Genomic DNA, 23,566 nt, shown 5'->3' on the forward strand with positions numbered 1-23,566 from the left:
ACGCCTCAGCATACCCCCCATATTAGGACCAGACACTTCGGAGCGTGCTTCGAAGCCTGCAGCGGGCGGTTGTAGCTCAGTTGGTTAGAGTACCGGCCTGTCACGCCGGGGGTCGCGGGTTCGAGCCCCGTCAACCGCGCCACCGCTGTCCTGAAAAGGCTCCCTTCGGGGAGCCTTTTTCGTTTTCATGTGCGCTTTCCACGCCGTCCCCGCGGGACATGTCAGGGTTTCGGAGCGAAATCATGGCTTTGGATGAACATTCACACTCAAGTAGGGGTTTCATTCGATGCCCTGCTGCTGATGACCTGTCCGCTAAAGGGGAGCCTGTGCGCTGAAAAAGCTCATCAAAGCCTCGGCGGTCTTCTCCGGATACTCATCCACGAAGAAATGCCCTCCGGGCATGGAGACACTTTCCATCTTTTTCAGCCGATCCGACCATGTGGCCGGGACGTCGAAAACGCGCCCCATGATCCCGTCGGCCCCGTACATCACCAACGCGGGACAGGTGACGCGTTTGTCCAGATCAGCGGCGTCGAGGTCGAAATCCACGTCGAGCGCCGCACGGTAGTCGTCGCACATGGCGCGGATGGTCTCGGGGTCGCGCCAGGCTTGGCGGTAGGCGGCGAGCGCGTCGGGATCGAAATCCGACAGCTGCGCGGCCCCCCAGCCGAGAAGGCAGGATTCGTAGAAGGCATCCGGGTCGTGGCCGATCATCCGCTCGGGGAAAGGTGTTGGCTGGGCGAGGAAGAACCAGTGGTAATAGGCCCGCGCCACCTGCCGGGTCAGGTCATCGAGCAGCAGATGTGTGGGCACGATGTCCTTCAGCGTGAGCGACGCCACCGCCTGCGGGTGATCGAGCGCCAAGCGGTGCGCCGTCCGCGCGCCCCGGTCGTGACCGACGAGATGGAAACGGTCGACGCCAAGGTGCCGCATCAGCGCCACCTGATCCGCTGCCATGTGGCGGAAGGAGTAGTTTTCGGCCCCCGCAGGTTTGGAGCTGGCCCCGTAGCCGCGCAGGTCGGCGGCCACGACAGTGAAATCCTTCGCCAAAGCAGGCCCGACGGCGTGCCACATGGCGTGGGTCTGGGGGAAGCCGTGCAGGAGCAGCACCGGCGGCCCGTCCCCGCCCCTGGCATAGGCGATACGCTGGCCGTTGACCGGGGCCAGCCCCGCTTTGAAGCCTGCAAGAAGTGTCATTTCCGGTGTCCCCTTCGTGCATTTACGGCCTGACAATCACGCCGGGCCCCGTGTAAGGGGAGGGATGAGCATCGCATCTGTCAACACCGGCCGTTGGGGCATCGCCTGCATGATCGTCGGGATGTTCCTCATCTCGCTCAACGACATGCTGATCAAGAGCATGTCCGGGGCCTATCCGCTGCACCAGCTGGTCTTTCTGCGCAGCGTCATCGGTATCTTCTTTGCGGTGGGCATCCTGCACGTCGAGGGCGGCTGGGGGCTGCTGAACACAGGGCGTTGGCGGCTGCATATCCTGCGTGGTGTGCTGATCGTCTTTGCCAATTCCGCGATCTACGCCGCAATCGTCGCGATGCCGCTTGCGACGGCGAACGCGCTTTACTTCGTTGCCCCGCTTTTCGTGACGCTGTTGTCGGTCCCGATGCTGGGTGAACACGTGGGCGTGCGCCGGTTTGCCGCAATCGGCGTGGGCTTCGGCGGTGTGCTCCTGATGATGCTGCCGCAGTTGAGCGGGGGATCGGGGAGCCACGGTTGGGTGGCGGTCTTGCCGGTGCTGGCGGCGGCGGGCTATGCGATGATGTCGGTGCTGACGCGCAAGCTGGGGGCGACCAGCCGCGCCTCGGCGCTGGCGATCCATATCCAGCTGGCTTTCATCATCATCAGTGCCATTATGTACGTTGCGGTGGGCGACGGGCGTTTCGTGGACGACACGACGAACGACAGTCTGCGCTTTCTGCTGCGGCCCTGGGTGTGGCCGGCACGGGAGGATTACGCGGCCATCATCGGGCTGGGCGTGCTGTCCGGCGTGGTCGGCTACCTGATGAGCCAGGCCTACCGTCTCAGCCGCGCGTCGGTGGTCGCACCTTTCGAGTATATCCTTCTGATCTTTGCGCTGTTCTGGGGCTGGACGGTCTTTGGCGAATGGCCTGAGCCGGTGGTCTTTGCCGGTGCGGCCATTGTGATCGGGTCGGGGATGTACGTGTTCTTCCGAGAGGGGCAAGAGCGGCGCGGGGCGGTTTCGTGAAGGGTTCAGTCCGAAGCCACATCGCCCTAAGGTCATCGCATGGACCGTAGAGAGCGAGGAAGGACCAGAAGGCTTTGAGCGCGCGTTTTCCAATCTTGCTTTTCCTGCTGCTCGGGCTTCAGGGACTTGACGTGCTGGTGCATGTCGCGACCGGGCAGTTTGAACCGCTGCGGGTTGCTTCCAACAGCGTGATCGCTATCGGCGCGATACTGTTCACATCCGCCACGCGCGGACGGACCACCGTCGCTCTGGGTGCTGGATTGGCTTACATTGCCCTGAACGCGCTGTTCCTTGTTCAGCACGGTATCGTCAACCCGGACACTGGGGCGGTACGTCTGCCTTTGTTCGGTTTCGTTCTTGGGAGTCTGGTGCTGCTGGTATGGCTTGTCCAGCGGCTTAAAGCGCAAGGTATCAAGGACGGATAGGCGGTCTTTCCGCGAGCTGGGCCCAAGACTGCTCGGCCTGGGAAGAGGAGGCGTTCAAGCCTCCTCCGTTTGCTCTCAGGTCAGTGCATCGAGCACCCTTGCCCACGACCGAATGCCCTTGTGAAAGCTTTCCATGTCGTACTTCTCGTTCGGGGAATGGAGCTGGTCGTCGTCCTTGCCGAAGCCGATCAGCATGGGCTCGGTGCCGAGGATCTTCTGGAAATGTCCGGCGATAGGGATCGAGCCGCCGCAGCCGATGTAGGCGGCGGGGATTTGCCATTCGTCCGACAGGGCCTTCCGGGCCTTTTCGAACATCGGGTCCGACGTATCCGCACCGGAGGCCTTGCTGGCCCCATGGGGGGAGAATTCGACCTCGCAGTCGGGGGGCAGCATGTCGGTGACCATCTTGCGGAAGCTCTCGCGGATCGCCAACGGATCCTGATCGCCGACGAGGCGGAAGCTGATCTTGGCATGGGCCTTTGACGGGAGCACCGTCTTGAAGCCGTCGCCGGTGTAGCCGCCCCAGATGCCGTTCACCTCGCAGGTGGGGCGCGACCAGATCATTTCGAGCGGGGTGCGGTCCTGTTCGCCTGCGGGCTCGGAAAGGCCGACGTCTTCGAGAAACGCCTGGTGGTTGAAGGCGAGGCCCTGCCATTGGGCTTCGAGTTCATCGGGGAGTTCCGGCACGCCGTCGTAAAAGCCGGGGACGGTGATGCGGCCGGTCTCGTCATGGAGCGAGGCGACGATGCGGGAGAGGACGCGGATCGGGTTCATCGCGATGCCGCCGTACATGCCGGAGTGCAGGTCCTTGGAGGGGGCGGTGATCGTCAGTTCCTCGCCCAGAAGGCCGCGCAGCATGGTGACGATGGCGGGGGTGCGCGATTCGAAGAGCCCGGTGTCGCAGATGAGTGCGATGTCGGTTTTCAGCTCATCGGCGTTTTCTTTCATGAAAGGGACGAGGGAAGGGGAGCCCGATTCCTCTTCGCCTTCGAGGAAGAAGGTGATCTTGCAGGGCCAGTCGCCCTTCACGGCCTTCCAGGCGCGCAGGGCCTCGACGAATGTCATCAGCTGGCCCTTGTCGTCGGACGAGCCGCGGCCGCGGATGACCTTGCCCTTGGGCGTGTCCTCGATTTGCGGATCGAAGGGGTCATTGTCCCAGAGGTTCAGCGGATCGACGGGCTGCACGTCGTAGTGACCGTAGAACAGCAGGTGCGGGCCACCGTTGCCCAGGTGGCCCACCACCATCGGGTGGCCGGGCGTGGGACGCTTGGAGGCGTCGATACCCATGTCCTGCAGGTCTTTCACAAGCCAGTCGGCGGCGCGGTCGCAGTCGGCCTTGAAGGCGGGATCGGTCGAGATCGAGGGAATGCGCAGCAGGTCGAGCAGGCGGTCGGTGGCCGCGGGCAGGTCTTGGTCGATACGGGCAAGGACGGCGTCGAGGGACATGGCGTTCTCCGGTCTTTCGAGGAATTTGGCGCGACCGTATCAGGCGGGAGGGCGGTGTCCAGTGGCCAGCGTGTAACCCATCGGAAACAGGGTTTCCCGCAAGCCGTTGATTCAGATCAAAGCTGCGACAAGACGTGCGGCCTAAAGCCGTTGAAGCTTGGGATATGTTTCTATATTCGTTCTAAAAGCTCGCCACGGCGGTCACCCGATAGACTGCCCAAACTGCCGGATTGGAGACGCGCATGGATTATACCGCGAAACTGGACGAGGCGATTGCGCGCCTGCACGAGGAAGGCCGTTACCGGACCTTCATCGACATCGAGCGGCGCAAGGGCCAGTTCCCGCACGCGGTCTGGACCAGGCCCGACGGGACCGAGAAGGACATCACCGTCTGGTGCGGCAACGACTATCTGGGCATGGGGCAGAACCCGGTTGTTCTGGAGGCGATGGAAGAAGCGCTGCGCGCCACCGGCGCGGGCTCCGGCGGGACGCGCAACATCTCGGGCACGACGGTCTATCACAAGCGGCTCGAGGCTGAGCTGGCCGATCTGCATGGCAAGGAAGCAGCGCTCCTGTTCACCTCGGCCTATATCGCTAATGACGCGACGCTTTCGACGCTGCCCAAGCTTTTTCCAGGCCTCATCATCTACTCAGATGAATTGAACCACGCTTCCATGATCGAGGGCGTGCGCCGCAATGGCGGGGCCAAGCGGATTTTCCGTCACAACGACGTGGCGCATCTGCGCGAATTGCTCGAAGCCGACGATCCGGCGGCACCGAAGGTGATTGCCTTTGAATCGATCTATTCAATGGACGGCGATTTCGGGCCCATCGAGGCGATCTGCGATCTGGCCGACGAATTCGGCGCACTGACCTATATCGACGAGGTGCATGCCGTGGGCATGTACGGGCCCCGCGGGGCCGGTGTGGCGGAGAGTGACGGGCTGATGCACCGTCTCGACATCATAAACGGGACACTTGCCAAGGCCTATGGCGTGATGGGCGGCTATATCGCGGCTTCGGCAAAAATGTGTGATGCGATCCGGTCTTATGCGCCGGGCTTCATCTTTACCACCTCGCTGCCGCCGGCGGTAGCGGCGGGTGCCGCGGCATCGGTGAAGTACCTCAAGACCGCGCAGGAGCTGCGCGACAAGCACCAGCAGCAGGCGAAGGTTCTGAAGCTGCGGCTGAAGGGGCTGGGGCTTCCGATCATCGACCACGGAAGCCATATCGTCCCGGTGATCGTGGGCAATCCGGTGCATACCAAGATGCTCTCGGACATGCTGCTGGAAGATCACGGCATCTATGTCCAGCCGATCAACTTCCCCACCGTACCGCGCGGTACGGAGCGGCTGCGGTTCACCCCCTCGCCGGTGCATGATTTCAAGGAGATCGACGCGCTGGTGAAGGCGATGGACGGTCTCTGGGCGCATTGTGCGCTGAATCGCGCCGAGGCAGCTGGGTAGCCACGTTAGGTTCGTATTTCGCGTTGCACTGTGCTACGGTCTCCGAAACATAAGGCCAAATCCGAATCGTCTGCTGGTTCGGCAATTGGTTGCAGGTAGGTCAACGACGGGGCGATGGGATGATCGGGCGCTGGTCCTCACAGGTCGATGAAGAAGAGTACGTGGAACCCAAGGGGTTCGACGATTTCGAATTACGACTTGGGGACGTGATGCGCGGCGAACGCGCCACGATGGGCAAGAGCCTGCTGGACGTACAGCGCGAGCTGCGGATCAAGGCATCCTACATCGCCGCCATCGAGAACTCCGATCCTGACGCCTTCGACACACCGGGCTTTATCGCGGGCTACGTGCGGTCATATGCGCGCTACCTGGGCATGAACCCCGACGAGGCCTTTTCGACCTTCTGCAAGGAAAGCGGTTTCCAGGTCGCCCACGGCATGTCCGCCGAGGCGTCGGTCATCAAGAAGCCGAATTTCGAGGAGCGCCGCAAGCGACCCGCCGAGGCGGACCTGTTCACGCGTCCGAACCTTCCCTTTACGCCCGCCGGTGAAAGCCTGCTCAGCCGGATCGAGCCAAGCGCGATCGGCTCCATGCTGGTGCTGGTCGGCCTAATCGGGGCCATCGGTTTCGGCGGCTGGACCGTGCTGCAGGAGGTGCAGAAGGTGCAGGTCGCGCCGGTCGATCAGACGCCGGTTGTCCTGTCCGATCTCGATCCGCTTGACGGGGCGCTGGGTGTCACCTCGGAGGACAGCAGCGATATTTCCGCGACACGGATGATGGAGGCCCCGCGGGCCGAGGCGCTGGACAGGCTATACCGCCCGCAGGCGCTAGATGTGCCGGTGCTGGTGGCGCGCGATGCGCCGATTGCGACGATTGACCCACGCTCGCTGGGCAATTTCGCGACGCCCGATCCGGTGTCGCCTGCGTTGAACATCCAGACCGCCAGCGTCGGTGCCGACACGGACGCCGCTGTCGCGCAGGCGCTCGGGGGGCTGCCGGGTGTGCCGCAGGTCGTGGAGGGCCCCGCAGCGCCGCTGCGCATGGTTGCCGCCTATCCCTCATGGGTGCGGGTGCGTGCTGCGGACGGGACGGTGATCTTCGAGAAGGTAATGAACAAGGGCGAGGTCTTCGAGGTGCCGGTCACCGAGGAACCGGCGACCCTGCGCACAGGCGAGTCCGGTGCGCTCTATTTCGCCATGGCGGACGGTTGTTTCGGCCCGGTGGGCGAGCGGGGGGCGATCACCTCGAACCTGCCGCTGAACGAACAGGCGCTGGCCGAGCTTTACGATCCGGTCGATCCGACAGCCGATCAGTCGCTGAGCCGGATGTTTGCCGATCTCGCCAGCACCGACATTGACCCGGCGGCCCTTGCCGCGATCCCCTGTCAGACGAACTAGGCACCATTGCGCGAACCCGGTGCTTTGACTAGGTATTGAGCAACCGCTCCATGCCCCGAGGCTTTCCATGTCGCTGAACCACGTGCGCCCCTGGCGCAACATCTACCGTCGCAAGTCGCGCCAGATCATGGTGGGCAACGTGCCCGTGGGCGGCGATGCCCCGATCAGCGTGCAGACGATGACGAACACGCTGACCACGGACGTGAAGGCGACCATCGCGCAGGTGCATGCGGCGGCGGAGGCGGGTGCGGATATCGTGCGTATTTCGGTGCCGGACGAGGCATCGTCAAAGGCGTTGAAAGAGATCATTCCAGAAGTGTCCGTGCCCATCGTCGCGGACATCCATTTCCACTACAAGCGCGGGATCGAGGCGGCGGAGGCGGGGGCGGCCTGTCTTCGGATCAATCCGGGCAATATCGGCGATGAAAAGCGTGTGCGCGAGGTGATCAAGGCCGCGCGTGACCACAATTGCTCGATCCGGATAGGTGTGAACGCTGGTTCTCTCGAAAAGCATCTGCTCGACAAATACGGCGAGCCTTGCCCGGACGCGATGGTGGAAAGCGGTCTCGATCATATCAAGATACTGCAGGACAACGATTTTCACGAGTTCAAGATCAGCTGCAAGGCGTCGGATGTCTTTATGGCGGCGGCGGCCTATCAGCAGCTGGCTGAGGCGACGGATGCGCCCATTCACCTTGGCATCACCGAGGCCGGGGGGCTGATGTCCGGCACGATCAAGTCGGCCATAGGGCTGGGCAACCTGCTGTGGATGGGCATCGGCGATACGATCCGCGTGTCGCTGTCGGCGGATCCCGTGGAAGAGGTGAAGGTTGGCTACGAGATACTGAAATCGCTGGGCCTGCGGCACCGGGGCGTGAACATCATCTCCTGTCCCTCCTGCGCGCGGCAGGGGTTCGACGTGATCAAGACGGTTGAAATCCTCGAAAAACGGCTGGAGCACATCAAGACGCCGATGAGCCTGTCGATCATCGGCTGCGTGGTGAACGGGCCGGGTGAGGCGCTGATGACCGACGTCGGTTTCACCGGCGGCGGTGCGGGGTCGGGGATGGTGTATCTTGCGGGCAAGCAGAGCCACAAGCAGGACAACGCCAGCATGATCGACCACATCGTCGAGCAGGTCGAGAAGAAGGCGGCGGAGATCGAAGCGGCTGAGGTGAAGGCCGCGGAATAGCGAAGCTATTTCAGCAGCCTGGCAATTTCGTCGAAGCTTGCGGTTGTGTCAGGATAGTCGAAGCGTCCCTCGACAAGTGCCGTCCGCATCATCGCGACAATCCCGCCGTAGGCCACGCGGGCAAGGCCCGAGCCCACACTGATCCGCGCCACGCCGAGCGAGGCAAGGTGTTCAACGGTCATTTCAGGGGCGTTCGCGCCGACCAGCACACTGACAGGGGTCGTGCCCGCAGCATCCATCACAGCTTGCACATCTTCCGTCGTCTTGAGGCCCGGAGCAAAGACCACATCAGCGCCCGCGCGGGCGAAGGCCGTGATGCGCTCGCAAACCTCCGACAGGGAAAGCGTGCCGGTGAGCAACCCCTCGCTTCGCGCGGTCAGCACGATGCCGGTGCTGCGCGCGGCGTCGATGGCGGCCTCTACGCGTTCAAGCGTCAGATCGAAAGGATAGATGCCGTCTGACCCGAGATCTTCTGTGGAAGCACCGGCGAGCCCGGCTGCCGCGGCGCGGCGAATGGCGGTGGCGGCATCCTCGGGCCTGTCTCCGCCACCGTTCTCAAGATCGGCGGAGACCGGCACCGATACGGCCGCTGCCACCTCACGGGCTGCGTCGATCATCTCGTCGAGGGTGAGATCACCGTCCTGCTTGGCCTGGGCGAAGGCGGCACCTGCGCTTGTCGACGCCAGTGCCTTGAAACCGAGATTTTCCAGTATCCGCGCGCTGCCTGCGTCCCAAGGGTTCGGCATCAGAAGCGGCGTGCCGGGGACGTGCAGGTCGCGGAAGAGGCTCATCCCCGCTTGTCTTCAACTATCAACTGCATCTGATCGTAGGGCACGTAGCCGCGCAGCATTTCGTCCTGCAACACGAAGGTCGGCGTGCCCGTGATGTTCAGCCGCTGCGCGAGCGCGCGGCTCTCGGCGATTTCGCGGGTGACCTCGTCGCTGTCCATGCGTGCCTCGATGGCGTCGGCATCAAGCCCGAAGGTGGTGGCCATACGGCGCAGGGCGGGCAGGGTGACGTCGCCGTTGAATTCCATCAGCGCGTCATGCAGTGCCTTGTAGCTGTCGCCGCCCGCGATCTGCTTGGTTGCCACGGCAAAGCGGGAGGCGAGCATGGATTGCTCCCCTAGGATCGGGAACTCCTTGATGATGAAGCGGATGTTGCCGTCGGTCTCGATCAGCTTGGCGACCTCGTCATGGGCGCGCTTGCAGTAGCCGCAGCGGTAGTCAAGGAACTCGACCAGCGTGATGTCGCCCTCGGGGTTGCCGCCGACCCAGGAGAACCCGTCGTTGAAGATCGCCTCAGCATTGTCAGATACGAGGTCAACATCTGCCTGCGCCTGTGCCTCGGCCTCGCGGTTTTGCAGCACCTCGATGGCTTCCATGATCACTTCGGGGTTTTCCAGCAGGTAGGCGCGCACCTCGGCGCGCAACTGGGCGCGCTCCTCGTCGGACAATTCCTTGAGGTCCATCGCGGCGAGCGGCAGGGCGAGGACGGCGGCAAGAGATGTCGCGGCGAGACGGGCAAACATGGGCGGACCTTTCGGGTTTTGGGCGGTTGACGCTGACAGCGAAACGCAGTGATACACGGGCCAGTCATAGGAGCAAGCCCATGCGACATTCAACCCGATCCGAGGTCGATCCCTTTATTGTGATGGACGTGATGCAGGCGGCGGCGGCGGCCGAGGCGGCGGGGCAGCACATCATCCACATGGAGGTGGGGCAGCCCGGCACGGGCGCGCCGAGGGACGCGGTTGAGGCGTTGACGGCGGCCATGGGTCAGGGGGCGCTTGGCTATACGGTGGCGCTGGGACTGCCCGCGCTGCGCGAACGGATCGCGCGGATGTATGGGGAATGGTACAACGTCGATCTCGATCCGGGGCGGGTGGTGATCACGCCTGGGTCATCGGGCGGCTTCATCCTTGCCTTCACGGCGCTTTTCGACACGGGCGACCGGGTGGGCATCGGTGCACCGGGGTATCCGAGTTACCGGCAGATACTGAAGGCGCTGGCGTTGCAGCCCGTGGACCTGCCGACCGCGCCCGAGAACCGGTTTCAGCCGGTGCCGGCGGATTTCGCGGGCATGGACCTTGCCGGGCTGATGGTCGCCTCGCCCGCGAACCCGACGGGCACGATGCTGGACCGCGAGGCCATGGGCGCGCTGATCGGGGCTTGCGCGGAGAACGGGGCGTCCTTCATCTCGGACGAGATTTACCACGGCATCGAGTACGAGAAGAAGGCGGTGACGGCGCTCGAGCTGACGGATGAGAGCTATGTGATCAATTCGTTCTCCAAGTATTTCTCGATGACCGGCTGGCGCGTGGGCTGGATGGTGGTGCCGGAGGACCACGTGCGGACCGTTGAGCGGATCGCGCAGAACATGTTCATCTGTGCGCCGCACGCCAGCCAGATCGCGGCGCTGGCGGCGATGGACTGCGAGGACGAGTTACAGGCCAACATGGATGTCTACCGCGCCAACCGACAGTTGATGATCGACGGATTGGCGGATGCGGGTTTTGCCAGTTTCGCGCCGCCGGACGGGGCGTTTTATGTTTATGCCGATGTGTCGGACCTGACGGATGACAGCCGGGCGTTTGCGGCGGAAATCCTTCAAAAGGCGCGAGTTGCGGTCACGCCGGGGCTGGATTTCGATCCGGTACGCGGGGGCGGGACGATCCGGTTTTCCTATGCGCGGAGCACGGCGGACATCGTGGAGGGCCTGCGGCGGCTGAAAGCCTTCCTGCAGGACCGCTGAGCGGTCGGAAAAGAGTTCAAATCGCGCGACCGTCGCGCTAGGGTGCATCCCAAGAACAAGCGCAAAGCGGTGACATGATACGGGCAATCCTCAGGCTGGTGGCAGCGGTGCTGTGCATTGCGCAGATGGCGGGCGCGCAGGAGATGAGCGCGCTTGCACGCGTCGATGCGGCGCGCAGCGGGATCAGCGACACATGGTTTGGACGGACCGAGATCACCATCGGGCTGAGCCAGGGGGTGCCTTTCCGGGTGTTCCTGCTGGACGATCCGGCGCGGCTGGTGGTGGATTTCCGCGAGGCGGACTGGTCTGGAGTACGGCCCGAGATGATCCTGCCCGAACCGGGGCGCATAGCGGCGGTGCGCTTTGGCGCGTTCCGGCCTGGCTGGACGCGGCTGGTGGCCGATCTGGCGGAACCCATGATGCCCCGGGAAATCGGGATGCCGGTCGAGACCGGCAGCGGCGCCGCCAGCCTGCAGATCGTGCTTGAGGCGGCGGATGCTGAGGTCTTTGCCGCCGCGACGGGTGCGCCCGTCGATCCGTCATGGGCCGTGGCTTCGACGCAGCCTGCCGCGCCGGAGGCCAGCGGAGAGGACCGGTTTGTCGTGGCCATCGATCCGGGCCATGGGGGCATCGATCCGGGGGCGGAGCGGGAGGGGGTGGCCGAGAAGGACCTCATGCTGAGTTTCGCGCGAGGCCTGCGCGAGGCGTTGATCCGCAATGGTGTCGACGTGGTACTGACCCGCGACGACGATGTTTTCGTCGCTTTGGAGACCCGCGTGGCGATTGCCCATCAGGCGGAGGCGGACCTGTTTCTGTCGCTCCATGCCGATATCCTGAGCCAGGGGGGTGCGAAGGGGGCGACGGTCTATACGCTCTCGGACGAGGCAAGCGACGCGGCGACCGCGCATCTGGCGGCGCGGCATAACCGGGCGGATATCATCGCGGGAGCTGACCTGACCGGGTCTGATGATCAGGTGGCAGGCATCCTGCTGGACCTTGCCCGGCAGGAGACAGAGCCGCGTTCGGCCGATCTGGCGCAGGCGCTGGTCGACGGCATGGCGGCAGCGGGCGGGCCGATGAACCGGCGGCCATTGCGCCGCGCGGGATTCTCGGTGCTGAAATCGGCGGACATTCCCTCGGTGCTGGTCGAAGTGGGTTTTCTCAGCTCGGACCGGGACCTCAAGAACCTGCGCGATCCGGTCTGGCGGTCTGTGATGATCAACGCCATCGCGGATGCGATCCTGGTCTGGCGCGATCAGGATGCAGCGCGGGCACCGCTGGTGCGGCAGTGATCACGGAAAATTGGGCAAAGACTGGCCGAGTTGACGCGGTGCGATGTTTTGACCATATGCGCGGTCTGGCCTATACTCAGGCCAAATGATTGCCACGTAGAAGGCAGGAAGCGGTGTTCAGATTTATCCTTTCTTTTCTGGGCGGTATCTTTACCACCCTGACCATGGGGATCGCCATGGTCGCGCTGAGCATCGGTGCGGTGTTCTGGATGTACGGCCGCGACCTGCCCAGCCACGAGAGCCTTGCGCAATACACGCCGCCCACGATCAGCCGGATCTACTCGGGCCAGGGCAAGCTGATCGACGAATTCGCCAAGGAGCGTCGGCTTTTTGCGCCCGCAGATACGATCCCGCCGCTGATCAAGCAGGCGTTCATCTCGGCCGAGGACAAGAATTTCTATCAGCATGACGGCTATGACCTGCGCGGGATTGCGGCGGCGGGGATCGACGCGGTGCGGTCGGGCGGACGCGACCTGCGCGGGGCCTCGACCATCACGCAGCAGGTGATGAAGAACTTCCTTCTGTCGGGCGACCGGCGGGCGGAGCGCAAGATCAAGGAAATCATTCTCGCGGCCCGGGTCGAGGAAGCGCTGAGCAAGGAAAAGATCCTTGAACTCTACCTCAACGAAATTTTTCTGGGCCAGAATTCCTATGGCGTCGCCGCAGCCTCGCAGACGTACTTCAATAAGACGCTGAGCGAGCTTGCGCCGCATGAGGCGGCCTTCCTTGCGTCGCTGCCCAAGGCACCGTCGGACTACCACCCGGTGCGCCGCAAGGACCGTCTTCTGGCACGGCGCAACTTCGTGCTGCGGGAGATGTACGAGAACGGCTACATCACCAAGGACGTCTACGAGAGCGAAAAGGCGCAGCCGCTGCGCTCGGTTCAGAACGGGGATTTCCAGAGCTTCAGCGCGGAATTGCCGCCGCGCGATTACTTCACCGACGAGATTCGCCGCCAGTTGTCCCGTGATTTCGGCGAGGGGGAGTTCTTTACCGGCGGTCTGTCGGTCCGGGCCACCATCGACAACGAGATGCAGCCGATTGCCGCCAATGCGCTGCGCGCGCAGTTGGAGCAGTACGACCGCAACCGGGGTGTCTGGCGTGGGACGGGCGAGAAGATAGCAGCCGACCAGCTGAAGGACGAGGAAAGCTGGCGCGCGGCGCTGGCGGAGCTGCGGGTGCCGCGCGACATCGACCTTGAGAGCCAGTGGTATCCGGCGGTTGTGCTCGAGATTGGCGCGAATGATGCGCGGATCGGCATCGAAGGTATCGAAGACGACGGCGACGGGCACTTTATCCCGGCCACGGACGTGCAATGGGCACGCAAGCTTTTGGAGAACGGTGATCTTGGGCGCAAGGCGCAGGTTGCCGGTGATCTTCTCGAAGTGGGTGACGTGGTGCTGGTGCGCCGGATGACCGCCGACAGTGACGGGAGCTTCATCCGCTGGACGCTGCGGCAGGTGCCGGAAGTGCAGGGGGCATTCGTCGCGATGGACGTGGACACGGGCCGGGTGATCGCCATGCAGGGCGGGTTTTCCTATCAGGATTCGGTCTTCAACCGCGCGACACAGGCGCAGCGGCAGCCGGGGTCCAGCTTCAAGCCCTTCGTCTATGCCTCGGCGCTGGACAGCGGCTATTCGCCAGCGACCATCGTCGTGGATGCGCCGATCGAGATCAACACGCCGCAGGGTGTCTGGCGGCCCAAGAACGCGTCGAACAAGTTCTACGGTCCGACGCCCCTGCGCACGGGGATCGAACAGTCCCGGAACCTGATGACGATCCGTCTGGCACAGGAGGTCGGCATGGACGTTGTCGGCAGCTATGCCGAGCGGTTTGGTGTCTATGACGACCTGTCGCCGGTGCTGGCCAACGCACTGGGCTCTCAGGAGACGACACTTTACCAGATGGTCAGCGCCTACGCGATGTTCGCGAACGGCGGCGAACGCGTTCAGCCGACGCTGGTCGACCGGGTGCAGGACCGCTATGGCCGCACGGTCTACAAGCATGACGACCGCATCTGTAACGACTGCCAGTTGGCCAGCCTCGATCCCGGTGTCGCGCCGCGCGTGATCTCGAACCGCGAGCGGGTGATGAACGCGGTGACGGCCTACCAGCTGACCTCGATGATGACCGGCGTGGTGGAGCGCGGCACGGCGCGCAAGGCGGTGAACCTGCCGGTGCCGACGGCGGGCAAGACGGGGACCACGAACGATGCCAAGGACGTTTGGTTCATCGGCTTCACCTCGAACATCGTGGCGGGCTGTTATATCGGATATGACCAGCCACGCTCGCTGGGCCGAGGGGCGTCGGGCGGGGGCATGTGCGGCCCGGTTTTCCAGAATTTCATGACTGCAGCCACCCAGAAATACGGCGGCGGGCCGTTCACCGTGCCTGAGGCCTGCCAGTTCATCAACATCGACCGCTTTACCGGTGCACGCCTCAGCGATGAGGCTTCCGGGCCGAACGTTGTCTCGGAGTGTTTCCGCGAGGGCGAGGAGCCGATCTTTGGCATCATGTTCGACGGCGGCTTTGCCATGGGCGCCGATCTGCCGCTGGTCGAGGAAGTGGGCCAGTCGGCACGGCAGGTGACCACGTCGACCGGCAAGAAGGCGGTCGTGGGTCCGAAGGCGAGCTTTGGCTCGCTGTCCTCGGGCGGGCTTTACTGACAGGGTAAGGTGGGGTCAAACCCCACCCTACGGCTTGCTGAGCGGACATGGCTGGTCTATGTCCCTCGGGGCAGACAACGAAGGCATTTCCCATGCGCGCAGAGGCACAGAACACGGTAGAGCAGATTTCCAAGTCCTTGGAATTGCTGGGACAACGGCTTGGCGTTGAGACCGCTCAGCACCGGCTCGAGGAATTCAACGCGCGCGTCGAGGACCCGAACCTCTGGGACGATGCGGAGGCTGCGCAGAAGCTGATGCGCGACCGCCAGACCCTTGTGGATGCCATCGACACCTACGAGGGGATCAAGCAGGAGCTGAACGACAACGTCGAACTGATCGAGCTGGGCGAGATGGAGGATGACGCCGAGGTCGTTTCCGACGCGGAGAAGGCACTGAAGGTGCTGGCCGAGAAGGCCGCGCAGAAGGAGCTGGAGGCGCTGCTGGACGGTGAGGCCGATGGCAACGACACCTTCCTGGAGATCAACGCGGGCGCAGGTGGGACGGAAAGCTGTGACTGGGCCGCGATGCTGGCGCGGATGTACGTTCGCTGGGCGGAGAAGAAAGGCTACAAGGTCGAGCTGCAGGCCGAGAGCGCCGGCGATGAGGCGGGGATCAAATCCGCGACCTACAAGATTTCCGGGCATAACGCCTATGGCTGGCTGAAATCGGAATCGGGCGTGCACCGGCTGGTGCGCATCTCGCCCTTCGATTCCGCGGCCAAGCGGCATACCTCCTTTACCTCGGTCAAGGTCTATCCGGTGGTGGATGACAACATCGAGATCGAGGTGAACCCGGCCGACATCCGTATCGACACCTACCGGTCCTCGGGCGCGGGCGGGCAGCACGTGAACACGACCGATTCCGCCGTCCGGATCACGCACCATCCGACGGGGATCGTGGTGACGTCCTCCGAGAAATCGCAGCACCAGAACCGCGATATCGCGATGAAGGCGCTCAAGAGCCGTCTTTACCAGCTTGAGCTCGACAAGCGGTCGGCGCTGGTGAACGAGGCCCACGAAAGCGCGGGGGACGCAGGCTGGGGGAACCAGATCCGGTCCTACGTGCTGCAGCCCTACCAGATGGTGAAGGATCTTCGCACCAACTACGAGACTTCGGATACGAAGGGTGTGCTGGATGGCGACCTCGACGGTCTGATGGCGGCGACGCTGGCGCTCTCGGCAAGCGGCAAGAGCCGGGCCGAGGCGCAGGGGAGCTGAGCCGCCAGCACGGCGCTGTCGTGCGAAATATTTTGCTTTTTTCGCGTTTAGTTGATCTTGTCCAACAATGGACCTTCATGCACAAGACGCGCTGACCCTTTCCGCTTTGCTTGAGCGGCGCGAGATCAGTGCGGTCGACGTGATGCAGGCAACCCTCGACCGGATCGATGCCGTGAATGGCGAGATCAACGCCATCGTCGCGCTGAGGGACCGGGATGCGTTGCTGGATGAGGCACGGGCGGCGGATGAAAGCCCTCGCAAGGGCTGGCTCCACGGTATTCCGATGGCGATCAAGGACCTTGCCAATGCCAAGGGCCTGCCGACCTCGATGGGCTCTCCCATCTTTGCCGGTCAGGTCGCAGAGGACGATGACCTGCTGGTCGCGCGCCTGCGCAAAGCGGGCGCGCTGATTATCGGCAAGACCAATACGCCGGAGTTCGGGCTGGGCAGCCACACGTTCAATCCCGTCTACGGAGCGACCCGAAACCCCTATGACACCACCAAATCCGCGGGCGGGTCGTCAGGGGGCGCGGCAGCGGCGCTGGCGGCACGCATGGTCAGCGTGGCGGATGGGTCGGACATGATGGGTTCCCTGCGCAATCCTGCGGGGTGGAACAACGTCTACGGGTTCCGGCCCACCTGGGGCAGCGTTCCGGCGGAGCCCACCGGTGACGTCTTCCTGCACCAGCTTGCCACCTCCGGGCCGATGGCACGCAGCCCCGCCGATCTTGCGGCGCTGACCGACACGATGACCGGGCCGGACGAGCGGCAGCCCCTTGCGCGCGCCGCCGGGCGGACGAGTCCGCTGCTTGATCTCGAGTTGCCGCACCAGCGGATCGGATGGCTGGGTGACTGGGGCGGTGCCTTCCCCTACGAGGACGGGATCGCCGCGCTGACCGAAGCGGCGGTGAAACAGCTTGAAGATATGGGGCACAGCGTGACGCCGGTGCCGCCCCCCTTTGACGCGGATGAGATGTGGGATAGCTGGATCACGCTGCGCTCATTCTCGGTCGCTTCGGGGAACCACGTGCTGTTCACCGACCCCGACACCCGCCCGTTGCTGAAACCCAGCGCCGCCTTGGAGATCGAGCGCGGCATGAACCTGTCGGCGATGGATCTGCACCAGGCCAGCATGATCCGGTCGAACTGGTTCCGTGCCGCGTCGGAGCTCTTCCAGTCATTTGACGTGCTTGTGCTGCCGTCGGCTCAGTGCTGGCCCTTTGACGTTGACATCGTGCATCCGACCGAAATCGCGGGGGTCGCCATGGATACATACCACCGCTGGATGCAGGTGGTGATCCCGGCAAGTCTTATCGGCTTGCCGGTGGTGAACGTTCCGGCCGGTTTCGGAGAGAACGGATTGCCCGGCGGCATGCAGTTGATCGGACCGCGCGCCGGCGGCGGACGTCTGATGCAGCTGGCGCATGCGTGGCACAAGGCGACCGACTGGCCGAACCGGCGTCCGCCTCAGCTCGGTTAGGTTATCTCTTGGGTTCGCGGGCCGGGGGCAGGGGTTCCTCGCGCCCCATCCCGATCAGTTCTGCGCGCAGGTCAGCGGTGTCCGGATGCGCCGTCTCGAGCGCGAAGACATGCGCATGGGTGAGATAAAAGGCGCGGCTTTCCTCGGTTTCGGCACTTTCCGCCGCCCGACGGTAGAGATCTACTAGCGCAGGGTGGTCCTCCCGCGCGTGCGCCGCCAGCAGCGCCGCTTCCAGATCGCTCATTCCGCGGCTTGTGACATCGCGCGGCTGCGCTGGACCTGCGCGGCGACCCAGTCATGGAAGAGGTGCGTCGGCCCGTCCATCGCGGGAGAGAAGCGCCCGCCGTCGAAATGGACCGCGTGTCGTCCCTTCTGCATGCCCTCGACGACAAAGACATCCTCGGCGAAAACGCCTTTCCACTGTTCGGTGTTCTTGGCCCGCAGGTCCGGTGACGTGTCGGGGCTGGCGTAGTAGATGTGCACATGTTCGACCGTTTGTTCGGGGCCTTGCGGGACGAGGATGATCGCGAAGGTATGGTCGCGGTGCACGCCCAACAGCACGTTGGGATAAACGGTGACATATTCCGCCGCCGTGTCCCATTTGGCTGAGAGGTTTTCGAAATCGGGAAAGACGGTGCCGTCGGCGTCGGCAAGCTGGCGGTAGACCAGGGTACCCTGGCCGGAGTAGAGGCCCGGCGCCTCGATGTGGTAGTGGTCCTCGAGGCGGGAATAGCTGTTCAGACCGGGATGCACCCAGGGGAGGTGGTAGCTTTCGCAGTAGTTCTCGACCGCGAGTTTCCAGTTGCAGGCCACGTCGAGCTGAAACCGGCTGTCCGCGCCCCCGTGAAAGAGCGGCTTGTCGTATTCCGCCCAGCGGGCGATGAGGTCGGCATTGGCCTCCTCGAAAGGCGGGGCGTTGCCAGAGACATTCACGAAGACGACGTCCATCCAGACGTGGCTGCGTATCTCGACGAGGCCCAGCAGGGCGCGGTCGATGCCCGCATGGGTGTTCTGGCCCGGGCCGCCCACATGCGGGGTGCTAACCAGCCGCCCGTCGGTGGCATAGCACCAGCTGTGATAGGCGCAGCGGATCGCCCCTTCGATCTTGCGGGGTTCCTCGACAAGGATCATGCCGCGATGGCGGCAGGTGTTCTGGAATACACGCACCTCGCCGGATTTGTCCCGGATCAGGAGGAGCGGCATGCCGAGAAAGCTGATCGGCACGGCATCGCCCGGCTCGGGCACATCGGCGGTAACCGCGAGGCCCGCCCAGTTGTCGAAGAGCACCGCCTGGCGTTCTTCCGCGAAGACGGTCGGATCAATGTAATGCGCGTTGGGAAGGCCGTGCGCGGATTCGATAGGCTGGCGTACTGTGCCCAGATCGGTGGATGAGACGGTCATGCTGCCCTCCTGTAGCTTGGGCAACTATATCCCGCGCCGGGGGCGCGCTGGATGCCGCCAGCGACCGGACTTTGCCACGGGCGACACCGTGGCGTCAGGAGAAGGGGACATCCGGCATCAGAAGCCGCCGGTGGAAGGCCGGCAGATCATCCACTGAGTGAAACCCTGTGGCACGGGCCGCCGCGAGCACATCACGTGGCCTGTTGCCAAGCAGTTCAAAGACCATGCGTGTTGCGCGCAGGCCGCCCACATTCTCGGGCACGGTGCGGGTGACGTAACCCTGCCAGAAGTTGTTCTCGAAAGAGGCGACACGGCTGAGATAGTTGAAGGTCGATGTCATCGTGTTCCTGCGCGAGGCGATCATCACGATCCCATCCTCCTGCTGCATGACGATGCCCCGGAATTCACGAGCAAGGCTGGAGGTGGGCAAGTTCTGAACCTTCATCGCCGCGCGGGTTTCGAACCCGCGTATGAAGGTGTTCTTATCGGATCGGCGGACATGAACGATGCCGAGAATGAAGACGTCCATCTTCAGAAAGCTGCGCCGCGAGAAACGGTAGAAACCAGAAGGGAACACTTCTTCGGGGACATTGGCGACACCTGCGCCAACGTAATCGTGCAGGAAGGGATTGGCGATCGGGTCCTGCTCTGACCCGGCGCTTCCAACCGGTTCAAGCAGGATGCGCGCATCGACATCGAAGAACCGGCAGATGCGGGCAAGGACGTCGGGCCGGGGAAAGCTTTCCCCGGACAGGTAGCGGTTGTATTGCGTGCGGTTGATCCCGAGCTGTCGTGAAAGTTCCGAAATGGAGGGATAGCCTTGCGAAAGTTTTTCCAGATTCGCTCCGAAGACTGCGCGGATTTCGGCGGGGGAGAGGGAATCTTTTGACAAAGGCTTGACTCAACCAGAGCACGATTTATATGCGTTTAGCATATATTCAGAGATGTTAACTTCAACACATTTGACGCTAATTAGCAACAGCCCTGACGCGGGTCCGCGTCATTCCTACCCATTGCCGACACAAATGCAATCGTGCGTGGAAAATCCAAACATATCATAATGGTAAACAGAAGTTTGGAATGGAAACAAACCGAAGGGTATGACGAAGTTTATGATTGGTGTTGTGCTTTGGAGCGACGCAGCGGAACAGAAGGCAGTGTTTTGGTGCGAGGACCACGGTGACCTCGCGTATTACGATGCGTCACGCGATGAGGGTAAAGGTAAATCGGCGTTTTGTGCTGGAGACATGGTCGAATTCGACCTGTCGTTGGAACGCCAGGTACGCCGGGCTCATAATGCCAGTCTGATCAGGCCCAAGGTATGCCACGGGCTCCAGGATCACCTGCGCGCGAACGCCAAGAGGCAGCGCGCAAAGAACGCCGCGCAGGAGCGCGGCGGTGAGGTCATCGCCTTTTCGAGAAAGACGGCGAACGGGTCCCGGATGGGCAGCGTAATGCGCTGATGCCTCAGTCGCCGCGCGACAGCGCGGCGACACCGGTTCGGGCGACCTCGACCAAACCGAGGGGGCGCATGAGATCGGCAAAGGCGTCAATCTTGTCCGGCGCGCCGGTGATCTCGAACACGAAGCTTTCCAGCGTGCTGTCCACGACATTGGCGCGGAAGATATCGGCAAGGCGCAGCGCCTCGACACGGGCATCGCCTTTGCCCGCCACCTTGAACATCGCCAGTTCGCGCTCGACGCTGGGTCCTTCGACGGTCAGGTCGTGCACGTCATGGACCGAGACGATCCGGCCCAGCTGCGCCTTGATCTGTTCGATCACCTGAGGCGTACCGGAGGTGACGATGGTGATGCGGCTCAGGTGGCCGGTGTGGTCCACCTCGGCCACGGTCAGGCTGTCGATGTTGTAGCCCCGACCCGAAAAAAGGCCGATCACACGGGCCAGCACGCCGGGTTCATTTTCCACCAGAACCGCCAGTGTGTGCCGCTCTTCGATGTCCGAAAAGTTGGGGCGTAGGTTGTAGGCGGAGTGGGAAGTCGCGCCCTTTTTGATTTTCAGTGCAGACATGTCATTCAATCCTTATCGCGGGGGGCTGGCGCCGGAGTTTTCGAAAACTCCGGACCGATTTCTTCGATGAAATCGGGCTACACCAGCACCGAGCCTTTCGCGTCGATCACACCTTGGGTTTCCGCCTCGCCCAGCAGCATCTCGTTATGCGCCTTGCCCGACGGGATCATGGGGAAGCAGTTCTCGTGCTTTTCCACCACGCAGTCGAAGATGACCGGGCCGTCGTAATTCAGCATCTCCATGATCGCGTCGTCCAGATCGGCGGGATCGGAGCAGAGGATGCCCTTGGCCCCGAAGGCGTCGGCCAGTTTCACGAAATCGGGCAGGGCCTCGGACCAAGACTGCGAGTAACGCTCGCCGTGCAGCAACTCCTGCCACTGGCGCACCATGCCAAGGCGTTCGTTGTTCAGGATGAACTGCTTCACCGGCAGGTTGTACTGCACCGCCGTGCCCATCTCCTGCATGTTCATCAGCCACGACGCCTCGCCCGCGACGTTGATCACAAGCGCGTCGGGGTGTGCCATCTGCACGCCGATGGACGCGGGAAAGCCGTAGCCCATGGTGCCAAGGCCACCGGAGGTCATCCAGCGGTTGGGGTCTTCGAATCCCATGTATTGTGCGGCCCACATCTGGTGCTGCCCCACCTCGGTGCAGACATAGCGGTCGGGGTGATCCTTGGTCAGGGCCTCAAGCCGGGCAAGGGCGTGTTGCGGTTTGATCGTTTTGCCCTTCTGCGTGAATTTCAGGCAATCGACGGCCCGCCATTCCTGGATCTGTTCCCACCACTTTGCGACGGCCTCGGAGTTGGTCTTGCGGCCGCGGGATTTCCAGATCTTCAGAAGGTCTTCAAGCACGTGGCCCACGTCGCCCATGATCGGGATATCGACGCGGATGACCTTGTTGATCGACGAGGGGTCGATGTCGATATGCGCCTTCTTGGATTTCGGGCTGAAGGCATCGACAACCCCCGTGATCCGGTCGTCGAAACGCGCGCCGACGTTGATCAACAGATCGCAGCCGTGCATCGCCATGTTGGCCTCGTAAAGGCCGTGCATGCCGAGCATTCCGAGCCAGGATTTGCCCGAGGCGGGGTAGGCGCCGAGGCCCATGAGCGTCGAGGTGATCGGGAAACCGGTCGCATCCACCAGCTCACGCAGAAGCTGGGAGGCACCGGGGCCGGAGTTGATGACCCCGCCGCCGGTATAGAAAACCGGGCGCTTGGCCTTCTCGATGGCCGCAACCAGTTCGGTGATCTCTTCGAGGTTGCCCTTGAGCTGCGGCTGGTAGTGCGAGGTCGAGGGCGCCTTGGGCGTATAGGTGCCGGTGGCGAACTGCACGTCCTTGGGGATGTCGACCAGGACCGGACCGGGGCGGCCCGAGGTCGCCACGTGGAAGGCTTCGTGCAACACGCCCGACAGCTTGTCGGTCTCTTTCACGAGCCAGTTATGCTTGGTGCAGGGGCGGGTGATGCCTACCGTGTCGGCCTCCTGGAAAGCGTCCGAGCCGATCATGAAGGTGGGTACCTGGCCGGTCAAAACGACAATCGGGATCGAGTCCATCAGCGCATCCGTCAGGCCCGTCACCGCGTTCGTGGCACCGGGGCCGGAGGTCACCAGCACCACGCCGGGTTTCCCGGTGGAGCGCGCATAGCCTTCGGCGGCGTGCACCGCGCCCTGTTCGTGGCGCACGAGGATGTGCTTGATCGAGTTCTGCTGAAAGACCTCGTCATAGATCGGTAGAACAGCGCCGCCGGGATATCCGAATACGGTGTCCACGCCCTGATCAATAAGGGCTTGGACGATCATTTTGGCTCCGGTCATTTGGCGTGTCATTGTCTTGCTCCGTAAGGCAATCGGTTTTCTAGGCGCATAAAAAAGCCCCCGAGGCTGTCGGGGGCGCATGGGTCAGAGTATGGTCTACCGTTACCGGCCCATGCGCGTGTGTCCTACGATGACGACTAGGGGTGTCATTGGGTGAGGCTCCTTCAAGCGTGCGGGGACATTATGGGCGGTTGACGGGGGCGTCAACAGGCAAAGCGGCGGAAATAATGTCGCAAGGGCGGTTTTTTGCGACATAAAATTTCGCCTATTGGGTGCGTTGCGCAGTTAATGAAAATTCTCGCCCCTCTTCGGCAATGTGCTGAGAGCGGGGAAATCCGGGTTCAGCCACTTGCGAGAAAATTTATGGGAACCCGTGGCAACCTTCTTCCGTTGATTAGGCAACACAGCGGCGACTTGCCGCATCTCAGATAAAGCGGCCAATGGTCGTGAAACGAAAGGAAGGTTCAAAATGAACACCGCAACCAAAATCGTCGGCGCCGTTGCCGTTGTCGCCCTTGCAGCAGTCGCATTTTACATGGTCGATATCGATCAGACGCAGGAAGCCCGCCTGCCTGACGTAGACGTGAGCGTCGAAGGCGGCCAGATGCCCGAGTTTAACGCCGAAGTGGGCTCCGTAGAGATGACCGAAGAAGAAGTCACGGTTGAGGTGCCGGATGTTGAGATCACCATGGAAGAAGAAACGGTGACGGTCCCCGGTATCTCGGTTACGCCGCCGAATAACGGCGGCTAAATCGCCTGACAAA

General features: G+C 63.0%; 21 protein-coding genes and 1 tRNA gene. 13 read left to right on the forward strand and 9 right to left on the reverse strand.

The window, feature by feature from the left end; translation table 11 throughout:
- Positions 1 to 65: 65 nt before the first annotated feature.
- Positions 66 to 142: transfer RNA gene (locus tag AB2B41_RS03455), tRNA-Asp, on the forward strand.
- Between the two features lie 170 nt (positions 143 to 312).
- On the opposite strand, the gene AB2B41_RS03460 is transcribed toward AB2B41_RS03455, so the two are convergent.
- Positions 313 to 1,197 (reverse strand): alpha/beta fold hydrolase, encoded by an 885-nt coding sequence (locus tag AB2B41_RS03460; protein ID WP_367876348.1) that lies wholly within the window; start codon positions 1,195 to 1,197, stop codon positions 313 to 315.
- 64 nt (positions 1,198 to 1,261) lie between these two features.
- On the opposite strand from AB2B41_RS03460, the gene AB2B41_RS03465 reads away from it, so the two are divergent.
- On the forward strand, positions 1,262 to 2,218 hold the full coding sequence (locus tag AB2B41_RS03465) for a DMT family transporter (RefSeq protein WP_367876349.1): 957 nt from the start codon (positions 1,262 to 1,264) through the stop codon (positions 2,216 to 2,218).
- Positions 2,219 to 2,292: 74 nt separating this feature from the next.
- Positions 2,293 to 2,643, forward strand: a complete 351-nt coding sequence (locus AB2B41_RS03470; RefSeq protein WP_367876350.1) for a hypothetical protein — start codon at positions 2,293 to 2,295, stop codon at positions 2,641 to 2,643.
- Positions 2,644 to 2,718: 75 nt separating this feature from the next.
- On the opposite strand, the gene AB2B41_RS03475 is transcribed toward AB2B41_RS03470, so the two are convergent.
- Entirely contained in the window at positions 2,719 to 4,089 is a 1,371-nt protein-coding gene (locus AB2B41_RS03475; protein WP_367876351.1) for a M20/M25/M40 family metallo-hydrolase, read from the reverse strand.
- 242 nt (positions 4,090 to 4,331) lie between these two features.
- Between AB2B41_RS03475 and hemA the strand changes: the two genes are divergently transcribed.
- From hemA to ispG, 3 genes are all read left to right on the forward strand, one after another.
- Positions 4,332 to 5,555, forward strand: a complete 1,224-nt coding sequence (hemA, locus tag AB2B41_RS03480; RefSeq protein WP_367876352.1) for a 5-aminolevulinate synthase — start codon at positions 4,332 to 4,334, stop codon at positions 5,553 to 5,555.
- Between the two features lie 119 nt (positions 5,556 to 5,674).
- Positions 5,675 to 6,952 (forward strand): helix-turn-helix domain-containing protein, encoded by a 1,278-nt coding sequence (locus AB2B41_RS03485; RefSeq protein ID WP_367876353.1) that lies wholly within the window; start codon positions 5,675 to 5,677, stop codon positions 6,950 to 6,952.
- Between the two features lie 67 nt (positions 6,953 to 7,019).
- Complete coding sequence (gene ispG / locus AB2B41_RS03490) at positions 7,020 to 8,144, forward strand: flavodoxin-dependent (E)-4-hydroxy-3-methylbut-2-enyl-diphosphate synthase (RefSeq protein WP_367876354.1); 1,125 nt, start codon at positions 7,020 to 7,022, stop codon at positions 8,142 to 8,144.
- Positions 8,145 to 8,149: 5 nt separating this feature from the next.
- On the opposite strand, the gene AB2B41_RS03495 is transcribed toward ispG, so the two are convergent.
- On the reverse strand, positions 8,150 to 8,935 hold the full coding sequence (locus AB2B41_RS03495; protein WP_367876355.1) for an isocitrate lyase/PEP mutase family protein: 786 nt from the start codon (positions 8,933 to 8,935) through the stop codon (positions 8,150 to 8,152).
- Complete coding sequence (locus tag AB2B41_RS03500) at positions 8,932 to 9,675, reverse strand: DsbA family protein (RefSeq protein WP_367876356.1); 744 nt, start codon at positions 9,673 to 9,675, stop codon at positions 8,932 to 8,934. Before AB2B41_RS03500 ends, AB2B41_RS03495 begins: the two co-directional genes overlap by 4 nt.
- An 80-nt stretch (positions 9,676 to 9,755) precedes the next feature.
- Between AB2B41_RS03500 and AB2B41_RS03505 the strand changes: the two genes are divergently transcribed.
- From AB2B41_RS03505 to AB2B41_RS03525, 5 genes are all read left to right on the forward strand, one after another.
- A complete protein-coding gene (locus AB2B41_RS03505) occupies positions 9,756 to 10,898 on the forward strand; it encodes a pyridoxal phosphate-dependent aminotransferase (RefSeq protein WP_367876357.1) in 1,143 nt (380 codons plus the stop codon).
- Between the two features lie 74 nt (positions 10,899 to 10,972).
- Positions 10,973 to 12,190 (forward strand): N-acetylmuramoyl-L-alanine amidase, encoded by a 1,218-nt coding sequence (locus AB2B41_RS03510; protein WP_367876358.1) that lies wholly within the window; start codon positions 10,973 to 10,975, stop codon positions 12,188 to 12,190.
- A 113-nt stretch (positions 12,191 to 12,303) separates the two neighbouring features.
- Positions 12,304 to 14,856, forward strand: a complete 2,553-nt coding sequence (locus AB2B41_RS03515) for a penicillin-binding protein 1A (protein WP_367876359.1) — start codon at positions 12,304 to 12,306, stop codon at positions 14,854 to 14,856.
- A gap of 92 nt (positions 14,857 to 14,948) precedes the next feature.
- Positions 14,949 to 16,073 carry a peptide chain release factor 2 gene (gene prfB, locus AB2B41_RS03520; RefSeq protein WP_367876360.1) on the forward strand — a complete coding sequence of 375 codons (1,125 nt, stop codon included), beginning with the start codon at positions 14,949 to 14,951 and terminating at the stop codon, positions 16,071 to 16,073.
- 67 nt (positions 16,074 to 16,140) lie between these two features.
- A complete protein-coding gene (locus AB2B41_RS03525; protein WP_367876361.1) occupies positions 16,141 to 17,553 on the forward strand; it encodes an amidase in 1,413 nt (470 codons plus the stop codon).
- A gap of 1 nt (position 17,554) precedes the next feature.
- Here AB2B41_RS03525 and AB2B41_RS03530 read toward each other — a convergent pair whose 3' ends face one another.
- The 3 genes from AB2B41_RS03530 to AB2B41_RS03540 form a co-directional block, all read right to left on the reverse strand.
- A complete protein-coding gene (locus tag AB2B41_RS03530) occupies positions 17,555 to 17,797 on the reverse strand; it encodes a hypothetical protein (RefSeq protein WP_367876362.1) in 243 nt (80 codons plus the stop codon).
- Positions 17,794 to 18,954 (reverse strand): aromatic ring-hydroxylating oxygenase subunit alpha, encoded by a 1,161-nt coding sequence (locus tag AB2B41_RS03535; protein WP_367876363.1) that lies wholly within the window; start codon positions 18,952 to 18,954, stop codon positions 17,794 to 17,796. Before AB2B41_RS03535 ends, AB2B41_RS03530 begins: the two co-directional genes overlap by 4 nt.
- A 94-nt stretch (positions 18,955 to 19,048) precedes the next feature.
- Positions 19,049 to 19,846, reverse strand: a complete 798-nt coding sequence (locus tag AB2B41_RS03540) for a helix-turn-helix domain-containing protein (RefSeq protein WP_367876364.1) — start codon at positions 19,844 to 19,846, stop codon at positions 19,049 to 19,051.
- A 208-nt stretch (positions 19,847 to 20,054) separates the two neighbouring features.
- Between AB2B41_RS03540 and AB2B41_RS03545 the strand changes: the two genes are divergently transcribed.
- Positions 20,055 to 20,417 carry a hypothetical protein gene (locus AB2B41_RS03545; RefSeq protein WP_367876365.1) on the forward strand — a complete coding sequence of 121 codons (363 nt, stop codon included), beginning with the start codon at positions 20,055 to 20,057 and terminating at the stop codon, positions 20,415 to 20,417.
- A gap of 4 nt (positions 20,418 to 20,421) precedes the next feature.
- Here the strand turns inward: AB2B41_RS03545 and ilvN are convergent, their stop codons facing one another.
- Together ilvN and AB2B41_RS03555 are read right to left on the reverse strand one after the other, a co-directional pair.
- Positions 20,422 to 20,982 (reverse strand): acetolactate synthase small subunit, encoded by a 561-nt coding sequence (ilvN, locus tag AB2B41_RS03550; protein WP_367876366.1) that lies wholly within the window; start codon positions 20,980 to 20,982, stop codon positions 20,422 to 20,424.
- Positions 20,983 to 21,059: 77 nt separating this feature from the next.
- Positions 21,060 to 22,814, reverse strand: coding sequence for an acetolactate synthase 3 large subunit (locus tag AB2B41_RS03555; RefSeq protein WP_367876367.1), 1,755 nt, complete (start codon positions 22,812 to 22,814; stop codon positions 21,060 to 21,062).
- A 457-nt stretch (positions 22,815 to 23,271) separates the two neighbouring features.
- Between AB2B41_RS03555 and AB2B41_RS03560 the strand changes: the two genes are divergently transcribed.
- Positions 23,272 to 23,553: a hypothetical protein gene (locus tag AB2B41_RS03560; protein ID WP_367876368.1), complete on the forward strand. Its 282-nt coding sequence runs from the start codon at positions 23,272 to 23,274 to the stop codon at positions 23,551 to 23,553.
- Positions 23,554 to 23,566: the final 13 nt, after the last annotated feature.

Source organism: Sulfitobacter sediminis, from assembly GCF_040811725.1.
GTDB classification, from domain to species: domain Bacteria; phylum Pseudomonadota; class Alphaproteobacteria; order Rhodobacterales; family Rhodobacteraceae; genus Sulfitobacter; species Sulfitobacter sediminis.